General features: G+C 69.9%; 15 protein-coding genes. 7 read left to right on the top strand and 8 right to left on the bottom strand.

What is annotated here, in order from left to right; all coding sequences use genetic code 11:
* The 6 genes from AABA78_RS36480 to AABA78_RS36455 form a co-directional block, all read right to left on the bottom strand.
* Positions 1–125 (bottom strand): GTP-binding protein (locus AABA78_RS36480; RefSeq protein ID WP_233588040.1); only part of this gene is annotated, 125 nt, incomplete at its 3' end.
* Positions 126–264: 139 nt separating this feature from the next.
* Positions 265–2346, bottom strand: coding sequence for an elongation factor G (gene fusA, locus AABA78_RS36475; protein ID WP_338270087.1), 2082 nt, complete (start codon positions 2344–2346; stop codon positions 265–267).
* Positions 2347–2455: 109 nt separating this feature from the next.
* Positions 2456–2926 (bottom strand): 30S ribosomal protein S7, encoded by a 471-nt coding sequence (gene rpsG, locus AABA78_RS36470; RefSeq protein WP_014395858.1) that lies wholly within the window; start codon positions 2924–2926, stop codon positions 2456–2458.
* A gap of 172 nt (positions 2927–3098) precedes the next feature.
* Positions 3099–3470, bottom strand: coding sequence for a 30S ribosomal protein S12 (gene rpsL, locus AABA78_RS36465; protein WP_014395857.1), 372 nt, complete (start codon positions 3468–3470; stop codon positions 3099–3101).
* A gap of 222 nt (positions 3471–3692) precedes the next feature.
* Positions 3693–4187 (bottom strand): ribosomal protein S18-alanine N-acetyltransferase, encoded by a 495-nt coding sequence (gene rimI / locus AABA78_RS36460; protein ID WP_171421775.1) that lies wholly within the window; start codon positions 4185–4187, stop codon positions 3693–3695.
* Positions 4184–4774, bottom strand: a complete 591-nt coding sequence (locus AABA78_RS36455; RefSeq protein WP_338270085.1) for a hypothetical protein — start codon at positions 4772–4774, stop codon at positions 4184–4186. The genes rimI and AABA78_RS36455 overlap by 4 nt, the downstream gene beginning before the upstream one ends.
* A gap of 266 nt (positions 4775–5040) precedes the next feature.
* On the opposite strand from AABA78_RS36455, the gene AABA78_RS36450 reads away from it, so the two are divergent.
* From AABA78_RS36450 to AABA78_RS36420, 7 genes are all read left to right on the top strand, one after another.
* The gene (locus tag AABA78_RS36450; protein WP_338270084.1) at positions 5041–6225 is read left to right on the top strand and encodes a DnaJ C-terminal domain-containing protein; all 1185 of its coding nucleotides are present in this window, start codon (positions 5041–5043) and stop codon (positions 6223–6225) included.
* Between the two features lie 79 nt (positions 6226–6304).
* Positions 6305–7033, top strand: coding sequence for a HEAT repeat domain-containing protein (locus AABA78_RS36445; RefSeq protein WP_338270082.1), 729 nt, complete (start codon positions 6305–6307; stop codon positions 7031–7033).
* A 143-nt stretch (positions 7034–7176) separates the two neighbouring features.
* Positions 7177–8877, top strand: coding sequence for a hybrid sensor histidine kinase/response regulator (locus AABA78_RS36440; protein WP_338270081.1), 1701 nt, complete (start codon positions 7177–7179; stop codon positions 8875–8877).
* A 74-nt stretch (positions 8878–8951) separates the two neighbouring features.
* Positions 8952–10673: an arginine--tRNA ligase gene (gene argS, locus AABA78_RS36435; protein ID WP_338270080.1), complete on the top strand. Its 1722-nt coding sequence runs from the start codon at positions 8952–8954 to the stop codon at positions 10671–10673.
* 14 nt (positions 10674–10687) lie between these two features.
* Entirely contained in the window at positions 10688–13243 is a 2556-nt protein-coding gene (locus AABA78_RS36430; RefSeq protein ID WP_338270079.1) for a 1-acyl-sn-glycerol-3-phosphate acyltransferase, read from the top strand.
* Positions 13244–13331: 88 nt separating this feature from the next.
* Entirely contained in the window at positions 13332–14504 is a 1173-nt protein-coding gene (locus AABA78_RS36425) for a CPBP family glutamic-type intramembrane protease (RefSeq protein ID WP_338270078.1), read from the top strand.
* A gap of 72 nt (positions 14505–14576) precedes the next feature.
* Entirely contained in the window at positions 14577–15902 is a 1326-nt protein-coding gene (locus AABA78_RS36420) for an aminotransferase-like domain-containing protein (protein ID WP_338270077.1), read from the top strand.
* A gap of 33 nt (positions 15903–15935) precedes the next feature.
* On the opposite strand, the gene AABA78_RS36415 is transcribed toward AABA78_RS36420, so the two are convergent.
* Both AABA78_RS36415 and AABA78_RS36410 read right to left on the bottom strand, forming a co-directional pair.
* Complete coding sequence (locus AABA78_RS36415) at positions 15936–16151, bottom strand: DUF5818 domain-containing protein (RefSeq protein ID WP_171420230.1); 216 nt, start codon at positions 16149–16151, stop codon at positions 15936–15938.
* Complete coding sequence (locus AABA78_RS36410; protein WP_338270076.1) at positions 16148–17965, bottom strand: S8 family serine peptidase; 1818 nt, start codon at positions 17963–17965, stop codon at positions 16148–16150. The genes AABA78_RS36415 and AABA78_RS36410 overlap by 4 nt, the downstream gene beginning before the upstream one ends.
* Between the last annotated feature and the right edge of the window lie 101 nt (positions 17966–18066).

The following is an 18066-nucleotide window of genomic DNA, read 5'->3' as shown; positions in this document are numbered from 1 at the left end:
GCGCCGCCCGTCTTCGCCAGCACCTTCGTGATGGCCGCCGTCAGCGACGTCTTGCCGTGGTCCACGTGCCCAATCGTTCCGATGTTCACGTGGGGCAGGCTGCGATCGAACTTTTCCTTGGACATGAACCGCTCCTCACGACGCCGCCGGTGCAACCCCGGCGGTATAGGACTTCGAGAGAACTTCCGAAGGGTGCTGCGTGTGCTTCAAAGCCGCTGGAACGTCAACAGAATTCGCCCGGCGGCTCCCCCTTCGGCCGGGGCGTCAGTAGCTCGGGTTGAGCGCTGACTTGGGCGCCGGTGCGTAGTGCTTGAACTGCATGGTGTAGGTCGCCCTTCCCTGGCTCTTGCTGCGCAGGTCGGTCGAGTACCCGAACATGGCGGCCAGGGGCACCTCCGCCTGGATGGCCTGCACGCCGCCAGGCCGGGGCGTCATGCCCAGGATCTTCCCGCGCCGGCCGTTCAGGTCGCCGATGACGTCGCCCATGGCGGCCTCCGGGGTGACGACCTCCGTGGCCATGATGGGCTCCAGGAGCACCGGGTTCGCCGCGCGGACCGCGTCCTTGAAGGCCATGGAGCCGGCGATCTTGAACGCCATCTCCGACGAGTCCACGTCGTGCATGGAGCCGTCGTAGGCCTCCACCTTCACGTCCACCATGGGGTAGCCCGCGACGGGGCCGTTCTGCATGGCCTCCTTCGCGCCGTCGCGCGCGGCGTCCACGAACTCCTTGGAGACGGCGCCGCCGGTGATGCTGTTGACGAACTCGAAGCCCTTGCCGGGCTCGTTCGGGGACACGCGCAGGTTGATGTGGCCGTACTGCCCCTTGCCACCCGCCTGGCGGATGTACTTGCCCTCCGCCTCCTTCGTCGCCGTCACCGTCTCACGGTAGGCCACCTGCGGCTTGCCGATGTTCGCGTCCACCTTGAACTCGCGCAGGAGGCGGTCGACGATGATTTCGAGGTGCAGCTCGCCCATGCCGGCGATGAGCGTCTGGCCCGTCTCCTCGTTGGAGCGCACGCGGAAGGACGGGTCCTCCATGGCCAGCCGCTGCAGGGCCTGGATGATCTTGTCCTGGTCCGCGGTGGACTTCGGCTCGATGGCGATGTCGATGACCGGCTCGGGGAACTCCATGCGCTCCAGGACGATCTGCTGCTTGTCGTCACAGAGCGTGTCGCCCGTGGTCGCGAGCTTCAGCCCCACCACCGCGCAGATGTCGCCGGCGTAGCACTCCGTGAGCTCGTCCTTCTTGTCCGCGCGCATCTGCACGAGCCGGCTGACGCGCTCGCGCTTGCCCTTCACGGAGTTCCACACCGCCGTGCCCGCCTCCAGCTTCCCGGAGTAGACGCGCAGGAACGTCAGCGTCTGCGACGAGAAGGACGGGTCGTTCATGATCTTGAACGCCAGCGCGCTGAAGGGCGCGTCGTCGCGCGTCTCGCGGATGGCGTCCTCGCCCTTGGGCGTCTTGCCGTGGATCGGCGGGATGTCCAGCGGGCTGGGCAGGTAGTCCACCACCGCGTCCAGCAGCGGCTGCACGCCCTTGTGGCGGAACGCCGAGCCGCAGAACACCGGGAACAGCTTCAGCCCCACACAGCCCTTGCGGATGGCGCCGCGCACCTCCTCCTCGGTGAGGTCCTCGCCGTTGAGGAACTTCTCCGTGAGCGCGTCGTCCTGCTCCGCCGCGGCCTCCAGCAGCTCCCCGCGCGCGGCGGTGGCGGCCTCCTGGTAGTCCTCCGGGATGTCCACGACGTCGAAGCGGCTGCCCTGCTCCGCGTCCTGGAACACCAGCGCCTTCATGCGCACCAGGTCGATGACGCCCTTGAGCTTGTCCTCGCTGCCCAGGGGCAGCTGCATGCGCACGGGACGCGCGCCGAGCTTCTCCTTGATGGTGCCAACGGACATCTCGAAGTCCGCGCCCACGCGGTCCATCTTGTTGATGAAGCAGATGCGCGGGACCTTGTAGCGGTCCGCCTGGCGCCACACCGTCTCCGACTGCGGCTCCACGCCGTTGACCGCGTCGAACACCGCGATGGCACCGTCGAGCACACGCAGCGAGCGCTCCACCTCGATGGTGAAGTCCACGTGGCCCGGCGTGTCGATGATGTTCACGCGGTAGCGCTGGCCGGTCCGCTCCCAGAAGGCGCTGATGGCCGCGGAGGTGATGGTGATGCCGCGCTCGCGCTCCTGGACCATCCAGTCCGTGGTGGTGGTGCCTTCGTGCACCTCGCCCATCTTGTGGATGGCGCCTGTGTAGAACAGGATCCGCTCGGTGGTGGTCGTCTTGCCGGCATCGATGTGCGCCATGATGCCGATGTTGCGGTAGCGCTCGAGGGGGAACTCACGGGCCATGACTCGGTTCCTTCCGGACGTCTCTTGGACTGCTGCCAGGGCTGACAAACAAAACCGCCCGGACGCTGGCAGCGCATCCGGGCGGCAACCGCGAAGCCCCTTTCGGGACCTACCAGCGGTAGTGAGCGAAGGCCTTGTTGGCTTCCGCCATCTTGTGCGTGTCTTCACGCTTCTTCACCGCGTTCCCGCGGTTGTTGGCGGCGTCCATGATCTCGCCGGCCAGCTTCTCCTGCATGGTCTTCTCACCACGCGCCTTGGCGTAGGAGATGATCCAGCGCATGCCCAGCGCGACGCGGCGGTCCTGACGGACTTCCACGGGCACCTGGTAGGTGGCGCCACCGACGCGGCGGCTCTTCACCTCGAGGACGGGCTTGACGTTGTCCAGGGCCTTCTTGAACGTCTTGAGGGGGTCTTCCTTCGCGCGCTCCTCCATGAGGGCGAAGGCGCCGTAGCACACGCCCTCCGCGATGGACTTCTTCCCCTTGCGCATCAGGTCGTTGACGAACTTGGTGACGAGCCGGTCCTGGAACTTCGGATCCGGGAGAATCTTCCGCTTGGCGACTACGCGACGACGAGGCATCTCTTCCCTTACGCCCCACTCTCCTCGCTTTTGAGGAAAGCCTTGTTCAGGGGGCTTCAAGAACGACTGCTTGGAACTTCCAGGGACACTCCCCAGGGTGTGGGGCCAGCGTCCAACACTGCTTCAGGTACCGCGAAGGTGTTCCGCGCCAACGACGCGCGGGAGAACCGGACTAGCTGGGGCGCTTGGCGCCGTACTTGGAGCGGCTCTGCTTGCGACCGGCAACGCCCACGGAGTCCAGCGTGCCGCGGATGATGTGGTAGCGAACGCCCGGGAGGTCCTTCACACGGCCACCGCGGATCATGACCACCGAGTGCTCCTGGAGGTTGTGACCCACGCCGGGGATGTAGGAGGTGACCTCGATGCCGTTGGTGAGACGCACGCGGGCCACCTTGCGGAGGGCCGAGTTCGGCTTCTTCGGGGTCGTGGTGTAGACGCGCGTGCACACACCGCGCTTCTGGGGGCACTCCTTCAGGGCAGGGCTCTTGCCCTTGATGTTGAGCTTCTCGCGGCCCTTGCGGACGAGCTGGCTGATGGTCGGCACTGAAACCTCTTCTTCGATGGGGACCCCGCTTCCGGCTACACGGAGCGGAGCATATCTACCTACAGGCTACACAAAAGGCCCGCGAGTATAGGGAGGGCCCCCCGGGTGTCAAGCATGGCTTGCCCCTGGGCCAGAACCGGCCAGAGGACCCGGGTGCATTCCCCTCACACCCGAAAAACCTGGGACTGCGACGACGGCCGGACGCTCTACTCCCTTACGCCCCTAGAAGTCGAGGACCATCACGATCGCGTCCTCGCCCTCGTCCACGTAGTAGTTCGGGCGGATGCCGACCGGCCGGAAGCCCAGCGAGCGGTAGAGGTTGAGGGCGGACTCGTTGCCCCGGCGCACCTCCAGCGTGGCCAGGGAGCACCGCCGCGCCACGCCCCGGCGGAGCACCTCCTCCATCACGACGCGCGCGACGCCCCGGCGGCGGTGCACGGGGGCGGTGGCGACATTGAGGACGTGGACCTCGTCGTGGACGATCCAGAAGATGGCCAGGCCCAGCAGCTCCACGCCGCCCTCGGGGCGCGGCTCCTCCACGAGGAGGATGGTGGACCAGTCATGCTGGAGTTCGCGCCCGAGCAGCTCCGTGGACCAGGGGTTCTTGAAGGACGCCTTCTCCAGCGCCATCACCGCCGGCATGTCATCCACGGTCATCTGCCGGATGAGGAAGCCCTTCCCCTTGTCGGGCGTGCCGTCCTCCCGCAGCCGTCTCATCGCCGTGCCTCCCGTGCGAAGGGCGCCACCCGCCGCACCTGCGCCGACCTGCGTACTTCAGCCAGGGCCTGGGCCGCCAGCTCTCCGTAGCGCGCCCGCACCAGCTCCTCGCGGATGGCCGTGCGCGCCGCCTGGTCGAACTCACCGGGGTACAGGTCCCGGTGCGCGTCATAGTGGTGACGAACCTCCGCCTCGCTCACCTGTGCCTTCAACCGAACCCGACTGTCGAGGATTCGCTCCGCCCGCAGCCCCCGTGCCAGCACGGCCACCAGGGCGTCGCGGTCCACGCCGTGCCGGTCCAGGAAGCGCTGGAGCGACGCCTCTCCGCCCAGCCGCGCTCGGAAGGCGTCCAGTCGGGCCTCCACCTCCGCCGGTTCGGCCGGGAAGGCCTGCAGGCGGTCCGCGCTCAGGACCTGGAGGCGCTGGTTGATGGACAGCTCCAGGGCCCCCCGGAGCGTCTGCTCATCCAGCGGCAGGGCGGCGGCCTGCACGGCCCCCCGCTGGATCAGCGCCACCCGGGCCTCCATCTCCAGCTCGCTCTGGGTGAGCACTTGGCCCTCGATGACCGCCACCACACGGTCCACCACCCTGCCCTCTTCCACGGCCGGAGCGGGCGGCGGGGGGGCGGCATGGGCGGTCGCCCAGGACCCCAGGGCAACCCCCAGAGCCACGGGAAGCAGCCCGCACGCCAGCCACAAGGGGGCCGTCCGGCGGGGGCGCGGTGCTGGCATGGCCTTCCTCATGTTCCGGCGACTGTAACCATCGCGGCCCTGTCCGGACATCCCGTGCTGGCGCTCACCGCCCCGCTGGTTACGTTCTCCCTTGTCGGGTACTGCACCACCCTCAAAAACCTATGGCTGACGACTACTACCAGATTCTGGGCGTGCCACGGACGGCCTCGGCGGACGACCTCAAGAAGGCCTTCCGCAAGCTCGCGCGCCAGCATCACCCCGACGTCAATCCTGGCGACAAGGGCGCGGAGGAGAAGTTCAAGCGCATCAACACCGCCTTCGAGGTGCTGGGCGACCCGAAGAAGCGCGCGCTCTACGACGAGTTCGGCGAGGACGCGGAGAAGATTGGCTTCGACGAGAAGAAGGCCGCGGCCTACCGCCAGTACCGCGCGGCCCAGGCGGCCGGGGGCAGCGGGGGCGGCGGCATCCCCTTCAGCACCGAGGGCGTGGACCTGGGGGACCTCTTCAACGACATCTTCGGGCGCGCGGGGGCTGGCGGAGGCGGCGCGGGCGGGTTCGACATCAACGACCTCTTCGGCCGGGGTCGGGGCGGCAGCCGCTCCACGGCGGCCGAGCGCGGCGACGACCTGACGACCCGCGTGCAGGTGTCCCTCGCGGAGGCCGTCACCGGCACCGAGCGCACCCTGTCCCTCCAGCGCCCGGGCCGCTGCTCCAAGTGCCACGGCGAGGGGAACACGGGGAAGCTCGTGACGTGCCCCACGTGCAACGGCACGGGCCGGGCGCGCCGGGGCGGGGCCGTGTTCGGCGGGTCCGGCGTGTGCCCCACCTGCCGCGGCAGCGGGAAGGCCCCGGAGCCCTGCTCCCAGTGCGGCGGCAGCGGCATCAAGGAGGAGACGACCCGGCTGACGGTGAAGATTCCGGCGGGCGTCGTCACCGGCTCCAAGGTGCGGCTGGCGGGCCAGGGCGCGGCGGGCATCCAGGGGGGGCCTCCGGGGGACCTCTACATCGAGACGGAGGTGGCCGAGCACCCGCTGGTCCGCCGCGAGGGTGACGACCTCTACCTGGACCTGCCGGTGACGGTGTCGGAGGCGCTGCTGGGCGGCGAGGTGCGCGTGCCCACGTTCCAGGGCGAGGTCACGCTGAAGGTCCCGGCGGGTTCGCAGTCCGGCCGGAAGATGCGCCTCAAGGGGCGCGGCGTCCCGTCGCTCCGGGGAGGTACCCCGGGCGACATGTACCTGCTGCTCCAGGTGAAGGTCCCCGAGGAGGCCACGGACGAGGTCCGGGCCGCCGCGGAGACGCTGGCGCGGGCCTACCGGGGCGACGTGCGCCGGGAGCTTTCGTTGTAGTTGTCTTGCCTCTTGTCCTGGAAGGCGCACCGTCCTACATGGCGCCTCCACCTTCCGAATCCGGAGCGGGTACGTACCTATGGGTCTCTTCGATTTCCTCACGGGCGGCTCGGGCCCCGAAAAAGCCCTCAAGCTCAAGTCCAAGGTGACCCAGAAGTACGGGGAGCCGTCCACGCGGCAGAAGGCCCTGCAGCAGCTGGGGGAGATGAAGTACCCCGAGGCCGTCACGGTGCTGCTCAGCCGGTTCACCGTCACCGTGGACCCGCTCACCACCGACGCGGACGAGAAGGAGCACACCTTCGAGCTCATCAAGCACTTCGGCCAGGACGCCGTCGCGCCCGTGAGCGCCTTCCTCAAGACGAGCGATCAGGCGACGTCCTGGGCGCTGCGCATCCTCCAGGAGCTGCTCTCCGAGGACGCGCTCATGGGCGTCATCGCCGACACGCTCCAACACCTGTCCTCCCGCTACACGCGCGACCCGGAGAAGAAGGTCGTGCTGCTCCACCACGTGCTGGGCAAGCAGGACCCGCGCGTGGCCCCGGCCGTCCTCCCCTTCCTGGAGGACATGTCCGACGACGTGAAGATCGCCGCCATCAACGTCCTGGGGCCCCTGAAGTACGAGCCGGCGCGCGAGCCCCTGCTCCAGCTGCTCACCAACGAGGACACCGCGCGCCGCGTGCAGACCGTGGCGCTGGCGGCCCTGGCGGAGAGCGGCTTCGGCGTGCAGGGCTATCAGGACAAGGTGCAGGCCGCCCTCGTGGAGCCCTACAGCCTGGACAAGGACGGCCGCGTCCAGCGCCGGCCGTGAGCAGGCGCCCGGCCGTCCCAGGCATGTAGGCCCGGACGGCGGGGCTGGGAGGCTGTCGGACACCTGACACGCTCGGCGTTGGTGGAAGGCGCCGGGCTCCGGTGAGGTTCCCTCCCACGCGTGACATGAAGCAGGATTCACGCGTGCCATCGAAGAAGAAGGGTCCGCAGCTCGCAGAGGTGGTTCAGCTGCGCCCCGCCACCACCGCGAAGAAGGCTCCCCCGAAGCGGACGGCCAAGCCGCCTCCGCCCGTGGATACCGACACCGCCGCCCAGGCGTTGCTGGAGATGGGCCGGCAGCTCACCGACAACGCGGGCCCCACGGAGGCCCTGCGCGCGCAGCTGCAGACACTCCACACGCTGCTCAAGCCGAAGGTCTGCTACGTCGCGCGCCACTTCCCGTCGCGCAACCAGCTGCACGTGGAGCACGTGCGCGGACGCTACGACGAGCGCGTCACCGCCGCCGTCCCGGGCGAGGGCGTGGTGGGCCGGTGCTTCACCGAAAAGTTGCTCCTGCGCGAGGACGACACCGTCGCCGTACCCCTGGAAGGGCCGCAGGGCGTGACGGGCGTGCTGGTGGTGCTGGGCGCGCGCCGCAAGGCGTCCGACGTCCTGATGCAGTCGCTGGCGTCGCAGCTCACCGCCGCCTACGAGGTGGCCCGGCTGCGCGACGACAGCGCCCGGCGCAACAAGGACCTGCAGACGGCCATCGCGGGCCTCAAGAGCCTGGAGCAGAACCGCGAGGAGCTGCTCGGCAACGTGTCCCACGACTTGAAGAACCCGCTCACCACCATCAAGGCCTACCTGGCCATGTTGGGCCGGGAGAAGCTGGGCGCGCTGACGGACGGCCAGCGCCGCGCGGTGCAGATCTGCGACCGGAACGCGGACCGGCTGCTCCAGCAGGTGAACGACCTGGTGCTGATGTCCCGGCTGTCGTCCGGGAAGATGCAGCTCAACCAGCGCCCCTTCGGCCTCAAGGCCGTGGCGGAAGAGGTGGTGCGCGGGCTGGGCGCCGTCGCGGAGCACAGCCGCGTGCGCGTGGTGATTCCCCCCTGCCCGGAGGTGTTCGTCCGCGGCGACCGCGAGCGCATCTCCGAGGCCATCCACAACCTCGTGGAGAACGGCATCCACCACAGCGAGACGGACGACGTCGTCGAGGTGAGCGTGTCGTCCAGCGAGGGCCTGGGCATCCTCACCGTGAAGGACTCCGGCCAGGGCATGACGGCCGAGGCGCTGGAGCACGTCTTCGACTCGTTCTACCGCGCGCAGCCGGGCATGCCCCGTCCGCCGGGCGCGGGCCTGGGCCTGCCGCTCGTCGCCAAGATCGTCGCGCTGCACGGCGGCCGCGTGGACGCGTCCAGCGTGCTGGGCGAGGGGAGCACGTTCCAGATGGTCCTGCCCCTGTTCGCGAGCGCCGTGAGCGTCCCGGACGTGAACCAGGCCGCGCCCAAGGCGGGCGGCATCCTCCTGGTGGAGGACGACGTGGACTGCCGCGAGGTGCTGGAGCAGGTGCTGGAGCAGGAGGGCTACCGGGTGATGGCCACGTCCGGCGCCGCCGAGGCTCGCTCCATCCTGTCCCACATCCGGCCGGCCATGGTGCTGCTGGACCTGCGGCTGTCCGGGGAGGACGGCCGCTCCGTGCTCCACTACATCCGCACCACGGAGTCGCTGGCGGACGTGGTCGTCTACATCATCTCAGGCGCGAGCGACGTGGCGTCCCTCACCTCGGGTGAAGGGCCGGACCGCATCGACGGGTACTTCGAGAAGCCGCTGAAGCTGCCCAAGCTGCTGGACACCGTGGCCTCGGTGGTGCGCCCCAAGAGCCGCGGCCCCGCCGTGACCTGAACGACGCTCCGGCGCCTTCCCCACAGAAGAGGTGGCTGGAAGGCGCCCCGCCTTGGGTAGTATCCGCGCGGTCCATGAGCACTTCCGTCTATAGCCGCTACCGCGCAGCGTTCGCCCAGGCCCTGGCCGGGGCCCTGGGTGTCCCCGCAGCCGACATCGAGCCCCAGGTCAAGCCCGCGGATCCCGCGCACGGCGACCTGAGCTTCGCCACCTTCCCCCTCGCCAAGGCGCAGAAGAAGGCGCCCCCCGCCATCGCCGCGCAGCTCGCGCAGACGCTCCAGGTCCCGGGCCTGGAGGTGAAGGCCGTGGGCCCGTACGTCAACGCGCGCTTCCTTCCCCTCCCCTTCACCCAGGAGGTCATCGACGGCGTGCGCCTGGCGGGCGTGGCCTACGGCAGCGACGCGGAGGACGGCAAGGGCAAGACGGTGGTCATCGACTACTCGTCGCCCAACATCGCCAAGCCCATTGGCTTCCACCACATCCGCACCACGTTCCTGGGCCACTGCATCGCGAACCTGTACCGCGCGCTGGGCTGGCGCGTGGAGGGCGTCAACTACCTGGGTGACTGGGGCAAGCAGTTCGGCCTGGTGGCCGTGGGCTTCCAGGAGTACGGCGACCCGGCGCGCATCGACGACATGGCGCACCTGGTCCAGGTGTACGTCCAGGCCAACAAGCGCGCCGGCGAGGACCCCGCCTTCGACGAGAAGGCCCGCGAGTTCTTCCGCCGCATGGAGGCCAACGAGCCGGAGGCGATGAAGCTCTGGAACCAGTTCCGGGAGACGAGCCTCAAGGGCTTCAAGCGCGTCTACGCGCGCATGGGCATCGACTTCGAGCACATCGAGGGCGAGAGCCGCTACCAGGGCAAGATGGACGCGGTCATCGAGCAGATCGCGAAGAAGCCCGGCACGAAGGAGTCCCAGGGCGCCATCATCGTGGACATGCCCTACGCGGACGGCGAGCCGCCCGTGCTCCTCAAGAAGAACGACGGCAGCACGCTCTACGCCACGCGCGACCTGGCCGCCGCCGAGGACCGCTACGCGCGCTTCAACTTCGACAAGTCGCTCTACGTCGTCGCGCAGGACCAGGCGCTGCACTTCCGCCAGGTGTTCCGCACCCTGAAGGAGATGGGGCAGCCGTGGGCGGACAAGTGCGTGCACGTGCCGTTCGGCCGCATCCACGGCATGAGCACGCGCAAGGGCCAGGTGGTGGAGCTGGATCAGGTCCTGGACGAGGCGAAGGAGCGCGTGCTCCAGCGCGTGAAGGAGAACGTCGCGCAGGGCAACCTGGAGACGTCGGACGCGGACGCGCTGTCGGAGCAGATCGGCCTGGGCGCCATCGTCTTCGGCGACCTGAAGCACAACCGCGCCAGCGACTACACGTTCGACTGGGACGAGGTGACGAGCCTGGAGGGGCACACGGGGCCCTATCTCCAGTACGCGCACGCCCGGAGCGCGAACGTGCTGCGCAAGGGCGGCGGCGTGCCCACGGCGTACGACCCCGCGCTGCTCACGCTCCCGGAGGAGCAGGCCCTGGTGCGCGAATTGATGCGGCTGCCGGACACGGTGAAGGCGGCGGCGGAGCAGTACGAGCCCAGCCTGGTGGCGCGGCTGCTCCTGGACGTGGCGGCGGCGTACAGCCGCTACTACACGGCCGGCAACAAGGACCGCGACAAGCGCATCCTCGTGGAGGGGAATGACGCGATGCGCGCGGCCCGGCTGGCGCTCACGGACGCAACGCGCATCACGCTGGCGGCGGGGCTCACCTTGCTGGGCATCCCGACGCCGGAAAACATGTAGCCTGGGGGGCTGCGATGGACACCGCGCTGGCGCAGACCGCGACGCAAGGAGAAGCCTTGAAGGAGGAATTCGGTCCCATGTCCCGGGTGCTCGGGGCGCGGTACTTCGACGGGGTGCACTTCCCCCCCGAGGCCGAGAACGAGCTGCGCGCGCTCAGCGCCCGGGGTTTCGTGGTGCACGTCATGCGCACCACCGCGTGGATCAACTTCCTCTACATCGCGTGGGCCATGGTCCGCCGGGCCATGCCGCCCATCCGCGCGGTGGTGAACCTACGTCCGTGGTTCACCCGGCCCTGGCGCCAGACGGCGCAGGACGGCGCGGTGGAGGAGCGCTTCCGCTACGCCCGCGAGCAGGGCGGCAGCGGCCTGGTGTTCCTGCGCCGCACGGCGCTCCTGCACGCCTCCGGCAAGGAGACGCGCGAGGACCCCTTCCCCGAGCTGGTCCGGCTGGCGCGCGGCTCCGAGCGGCCGGTGTTCCTGGTGCCGGAGCTGTTCGTCTGGGAGAAGCGCGCCGCGAAGCTCAAGCCGGGCTGGCGCGACGTGGTGTTCGGAAGCCCCGAGGCGCCGGGCTTCGTGCACTCCATGGTGGCCTTCTTCCGCAACTACAAGCGCGCGCAGTTCCGCGTGGGAGAGCCCATCGACCTGCGCCGCTTCATCGAGGAGAACCCGGGCGTCAGCGACGAGGTGCTGGCGCGCAAGGTGCGCAGCACGCTGCACGTGTACCTGGCGCGTGAGACGCGCGCGGTGTTCGGCCCGCCGCAGAAGCCGACGGACCGGCTCATCGAGGAGACGCTGCGCGACCGGCAGCTGCGCAAGGTGCTGGACGAGCACGCCGCCGCCACGGGCCGCAAGCCCGCGAGCGTGCAGCGCGAGGCGAAGCGCAACCTGGAGGCCATCGCGTCCAGGCCCAACCCGTCCGTGCTGGCGCTCATCGCGCCGATGCTGGAGTGGGTGTTCAACCGCATCTACGACGGCATCGGCGTGGACGAGGCGGGGCTGCACCGCGCGCTCAAGGCCGCGGGCAAGGCGCCGGTGGTGCTCTGCCCCAGCCACAAGAGCCACGTGGACTACCTGGTGATGAGCTGGGTGCTGTGGAACCGGGGCTACACCGCGCCGCTGGTCGCTGCGGGCGCGAACCTGTCCTTCTGGCCGCTGGGCCCGCTGTTCCGCCGCTGCGGCGCGTTCTTCCTGCGCCGGTCGTTCAAGGGCGACAAGGTCTACGCCGCGTCCTTCAAGGCGTACATCAAGAAGCTGGTGCACGACGGCATCCACCAGGAGTTCTTCCCCGAGGGCGGCCGCTCGCGCACGGGCAAGCTGCTCACGCCCAAGCTGGGCATGCTCACGTGGCAGGTGGAGGCGGTGCTGGACGGCGCGCGCAATGACCTCTACTTCGTGCCCGTCTCCATCGACTACGAGAAGGTCGTGGAGTCCGGCAGCTACTCCAAGGAGCTGGCCGGCGGGGAGAAGAAGCCGGAGGACCTGAAGGCGCTCTTGAGCGCGCCCAAGGTGCTGGCGGCGCGCTACGGCCGCATCCACCTCACCTTCGACGAGCCGCTGTCGCTGGTGGAGTTCATGAAGGCGCGTGGCCTGTCGCCGCAGGAGCCGGTGACGGACGAGCAGAAGAAGGGCCTGGTGCGCGCGCTGGGCAACCGCGTGATGTACGGCATCAGCAAGGTGTCCACCGTCACGCCGCACGCGCTGGTGAGCGCGTCGCTGCTGGCCCACCGCCGCCGCGGCCTCACCCAGCGCGAACTCACGGACCGGATCAGCCTGCTGCGCCGCATCGCCTCCGAGGACGGCGCGCGGCTGTCCAAGGAGCTGGCCAACGCGCCGAGCAACCCGGAGACGCTGGGCCCCATCCAGGACGCGATGCGCGAGTTCATCTCCGACGAGATGGTGCGCACCAAGGAGGCGCGCGGCGAGGTCAGCTACCAGGTGGAGGATGCGCGCCGCCCGGAGATGTCCTTCTACAAGAACACGCTGATGAACCTGGTGGCCGCGCGCAGCCTGGTGGCCAACGCGCTGCTCGCGGGCACGCCCGCGCCGTACGACACCGTGAAGGCCCGCGCGCTGTTCCTGTCGCGCCTCTTCAAGGTGGAGTTCATCTACCGGGTGGGCGCGTCGTTCGACACCATCTTCGCCGAGTGCGTCGAGCAGCTCGTGCGCATGGGCCTGGTCATCCACGAGGGCGACACGCTCACGCGCGCGCCGGAGGCCCACGCGCAGCCGGACCTGGAGTTCCTCGCGGACCTGCTGCGCGACTTCCTGGAGGCCTACCTGCTGACCGCCATGACGTTGCCGGACGTGGCCGCGGGCGTGGCCACCGACCGCAAGACGTTCGTCAAGCTGGCGCTGGAGACGGGGCGCCTCGAGTACAACGCCGGCCGCATCACCGCCGCCGAGTCGCTGGCGAAGACGACGCTGGAGAACGCGGTGGAGTACCTGTTGGATCAGCGCATCCTCGTGGAAGAGGACAAGAAGCTGCGGCTGGGCGACCCGGCCGCGGCGGCGGAGCTGCCCCGGAAGAACCCGCTCGCGGAGCAGATCCGCGGCTATCTCCACCGGGCCTGAGAGCAGCTCCCCCAGCGCCTCGAAGCGAACGCGGCACCCCACCCCTCTTTCCGCCTGGCGGAAAAAAGAGGGGGCAGGAGACGACACGGTGGACGAAGCCTCCCCTTCCAGCGACCCGCGGCCGGCGGAGGCCCCCGCGCCGCTGTCGCCGCCCCACCCCGTGCTCGCCGCGGCCCTGGCCTTCGGCCTCTTCGTGACGCTGGGGGCGCTGACCCAGCTGCTCAACCCCGCCTTCGGCGTGTGGTTCACGGAGGTGTTCCTCTTCCTGGGCCTCGCGTGGATCATGCTGCGCCGCTCGGGGTACCGGCCCGCCGCGTACGTGGGCCTCACGCCCTTCCTGGGCCCTGCCGCGCTGTTCGGCTTCCTGCTGGGCGTGGCCAACTTCTTCGCCGTGGTGGTGCCCGTGCAGTTCCTCGCGCAGCGGGTGGCCCCCGCGTGGCTGCGCGAGCTGTTCGACGCCTCGCGCCTCTTCGAGGGCCAGACGCCGGTGGAGCTGGCGCTGCTGCTGGGCGGTGTGTCCGTGGCCGCGCCGCTGTGCGAGGAGATCTTCTTCCGGGGCCTCTTCCAGCGGGCCCTGACGCCGCCCGCCCCGGCCTCGCCGTGGCGAGCGCTGATCATCACGTCGGTCGTGTTCAGCGCGTTCCACCTGGATCCGGTGGGCTTCCTCGCGCGGGCGGAGCTGGGGCTGCTGTTCGGCTGGCTCTTCCTGCGCACCGGCTCGCTGTGGCCGGGCATCGCGGCGCACGCGGCCAACAACATCGTGTCGTCGGTGCTGTTCCTCGTCGCCACGCACTCGGGGCTCGCGAAGGACGCGACGACGGATGACGTGACGGACTGGCGCGCCGTGCTGGGGCTGGCGCTGGTGGGATGGACGGCGCTGCTGGGCCTGCGCGCCGCGTCCCGGCACTTCCCCTCGGTCTGGGGACGCGGAACCCTGCCCGATGACGAGGCGGTGCGCGCCACGAAGCCCGTGCCCCTCTTCGCCGTGCAGCTGCTGCCCTGGGTGACGGTGGCCACGCTGTCCCTGGTGGCCCTGGGGCTCCTGGATGGGCGCGGCGTGTCCCTGAGCGTCTACGACGTCCAGCACCCGGTGGAGCCGCTGGGCAAGGACGCGGATCCGGCGCTCCAGGCCGAGCGCAAGGCCCTGCGACAGCTTCGCGACGCCGCGCGCCGGGGCGAGGTGCCCATGGAGGCCTACGAGGAGGAGCGGCTCCGGCAGTCGGAGGCACATGGCCCCGGCAAGGGCAAGCCCCGGCGCTGAGGGGCGAACGGCGGCGATTCCCGGGGGGCCCTGGCACTGGTGGGCCATGGCCTTCTATCGTCCCCGCCCGCCATGCTCACCCCCGACCATCTCCACGCTTCGCTGGCCGATCCGCTCCTGGACGTGATGAACTTCCTGAACGAGATCGCGATCCGCTTCCCGGCGGCGATCTCCTTCGCGCCCGGCAGGCCGAACGAGAAGTTCTACGACTCCCGGCAGATCGCCACGTACCTGGACGCCTACCAGCGCTACCTGCGCGAGGAGCGGGGCCTCAGCGAGGCGAAGGTCACCAGCCTCCTGTTCCAGTACGGCCGGACCAACGGCCATATCGGAGAGCTGCTCGCGCGGATGCTGGAGAAGGACGAGGGCATCCTCGTGGCGCCGGAGTCCATCGTCGTCACCGTCGGTTGCCAGGAGGGCATGTTCCTCTCCCTGCGCGCGCTGTTCTCCCGGCCGGAGGACGTGCTGCTGGTGGGCATGCCCTGCTACATCGGCATCACCGGCGCGGCGCGGCTGCTGGACATCACGGTCGCCCCGGTGCCTGAGCGCGAGGACGGGCTGGACCTGGACGCGCTCGAGGCGAAGGTCCAGGCGCTGCGCGCGGAGGGCAAGCGGCCCCGCGCGCTCTACCTCGTGGCGGACTTCGCCAACCCGTCCGGCCGCAGCCTCCCGGAGGCGTCACGTCAGCGCCTGCTGGACCTCGCCGCGCGCGAGCAGTTCCTCATCCTGGAGGACAACCCCTACGGCTTCTTCTCGCGCGAGGGCTCGCGCAAGCCCACCCTCAAGTCGATGGATGAGCGCCAGCAGGTCATCTACCTGGGCTCGTTCTCCAAGTCCGCGTTCCCCGGCCTGCGCCTGGGCTACGCGGTGGTGGATCAACGCGTCACGGGCAAGGACGGCAAGACGCACCTGCTCGCGGACGAGTTCTCCAAGATCAAGAGCCTGCTGACCGTGAACACGTCGTCGCTGTGCCAGGCCATCGTGGGCGGCATGCTGGTGCTGAACGGCGGCGGGCTCCTGGAGGCGAACCAGGAGGCCATCCGGTTCTACAAGGACAACATGGACGCGACGCTCCAGGCGCTGGAGCGTTACTTCCCCCGGAGCGAGGCCTGGGCGCGCGACGTGACGTGGAACGTGCCGGACGGGGGCTTCTTCCTCGTCATGAAGCTCCCCATCGAAGTGGACGAGGCGCTGCTGGAGGAGTCCGCGCGCGACTTCCAGGTGCTCTGGACGCCCATGCGCTACTTCTACCTGGGCGAAGGCGGCGAGCACGAGCTGCGGCTGTCGTGCAGCTACCTCACGCCGGAGCAGATCGACGTGGGCATCTCCCGCCTGGCCCGCCACCTCCAGAAGGCCGTGACGGAGCGGCGGTCCGCGCGCCGGGCCCTCGCGGGGTGAGGCCCTCGCGGGGCGCTCACCCCGGGCGCCCCCTCAGTCCGCCTTGTACGAGGTGACGTGGAACACCGGCCCCACCATGGCGGCGGTGAGGGTGTCGCGCTGGATGTCGCCCTCGGCGGAGATGCGCTGACCGTCCTTCTTGATCTTCCGGTCGCCGCCCGCCAGCTGGTACGTCCGGCCGTCGTCGGCCTTGAGGACCCACACGCCGCCCTCCAGGTCCTGGTACTGCACCGTGCCGGAGAGCTTCACGCGTCCTCCCGCTTGAGCATCGCGCGAGCGATGACGAGGCACACCACCGTGTTGAAGCCCAGCCACGGCTTCGCCAGGAAGGTGAAGGGCATCCACGCCAGCGCCGGAGCGCCCGCCCACGCCGCGTAGGCCAGGAAGCCCGCGAAGCCCAACGCCAGGCCGCCCACCGCCGGCCGGAAGCCCCGCCACGGGATGGCCAGCAGCGACAGCCCCAGCGGGATGAGCGCGCTGTAGAACAGCGGGTTCACCGTGCCGCGGCCGAAGATGATGCGCTGCCAGTCCGGGATGGGCAGCGACGCCACGCTCACCACATCCTGTGCCGCGCCCGCCGCGCCCGCGAACCAGGTGCGCAGGAAGAAGAAGCCCACCGTGGAGAGGACCAGCGGCACGAGGAACGCCGGACGGAAGAACACGTTGAGGTAGCCCGGACGCTCGCGGCCGCGCAGCGTGAGCAGCACCAGCGCGAGCAGCGCCGCGGCCCAGGCCAGCGGCTGCCAGTGGGGAGAGGCGCCCTTGTTGAAGGCCTGCAGCGACGCGCTGGCGTTGAGGACGCCGTGGCCGTACTCCTCCGACCAGGCCTGGTTCTCCGCCACCTTCGCGCCGGCGTAGAGCGCCTGCTCCACCTCGTCCGGCGTGGTGGCGCCCGCGCCGTAGAGCATGGCGGCGACGGCGGCCACGTGCGGGGCGGCCATGCTGGTGCCCTGGTACCAGGCGTAGACGGAGCGCGACGGGTCGCGCGGGTCGATGGTGTTCTGCAGGATGCCGCCGGAGTCGCCCTGGCGCTTGTCGCCACCGGGCGCCGCGATGTCCAGCTCCTTGCCGTAGGACGAGTACGGCGCGCGCGTGCCGGACGGGCCCACCGCGCTCACCGCCACCGCGCCCGGGTACGCCGCGGGGAACTCCACCCGGCCGCGCCCGGTGTTGCCCGCCGCGGCCACCACGGTGACGCCCTTCTTGCGCGCGTAGTCCACCGCGCTGGCCATGACCTGCGAGTACAGGCCCCCGCCCAGCGACATGTTGATGACCTTCGCGTCGTGGTCCGCCGCGAAGCGGATGGCGTCCGCGATGTCCGCGGAGGTGCCGCTGCCGAAGTGGTTCAGCACCTTGAGCGGCATCAGCGTCGCGTCGAACGCCACGCCCGCCACGCCCTCGCCGTTGTTGGTGGCCTGCGCGATGGTGCCCGCCACGTGCGTGCCGTGGCCGTGGTCGTCGTTGGCGTGCTCGTCGTCGTTGACGAAGTCATAGCCCTTCACGAACGACACGCCCTTCAGGTCCGGCACCTGCTTGAAATCGTCGTGGTCCTCGTAGGCGATGCCCGTGTCGATGACCGCCACCACCACGCCCTTGCCCCGGTTGCCGTCCCAGGCCTTCGGCATGTCGATCATCCGGAGGTTCCACTGGGCTTCGTACTGGGGGTCGTTCGGCGTGTAGCTGGTGCGCACCTGCATCAGCGGCTCGGCGGACTCCACCGCCGGGTTCTGGCGGATGCGCTGGAGCACGTCCTCCACGTCGTCCACGCCCACCGCCAGCGTGACGCCCGTCTCGGGGCCTTCCAGGGAGTTGAACTCCAGGTCCACGCCCCACGCCTGCTCCCAGGCGTCGAACTGTTCCTTCGTGGTGCCGTCCTTGAAGTCCACCACGATGGCGCCGGACACCACGTCATCCGAGCCCTGCGCCACCGCCTGGGCCACCTCCGCCTCCGCGGCCGCCAGGTCCTGCCCGGCCGGGGCCTCCGGCTCCCGCGACGCGGAAGCACACGCCGAGGCCGACAGGGCCAGCGCCGCGAGAACCACGTTCCATCGCCTCATCCGCATCGGGACACTCCTTGAACGAAGACGCCTCGAAGACCCACTACGAACGCACGGCGGGACGATTGGGTCTGCACTTCCAGTCTGTCCGCCCCCCGGCCGGCCGT

The organism is Corallococcus caeni (genome assembly GCF_036245865.1).
Classification (GTDB): domain Bacteria; phylum Myxococcota; class Myxococcia; order Myxococcales; family Myxococcaceae; genus Corallococcus; species Corallococcus caeni.
The sequence above is the reverse complement of the archived record's forward strand: the minus strand, read 5'-3'. Positions and strand labels throughout refer to the sequence as shown.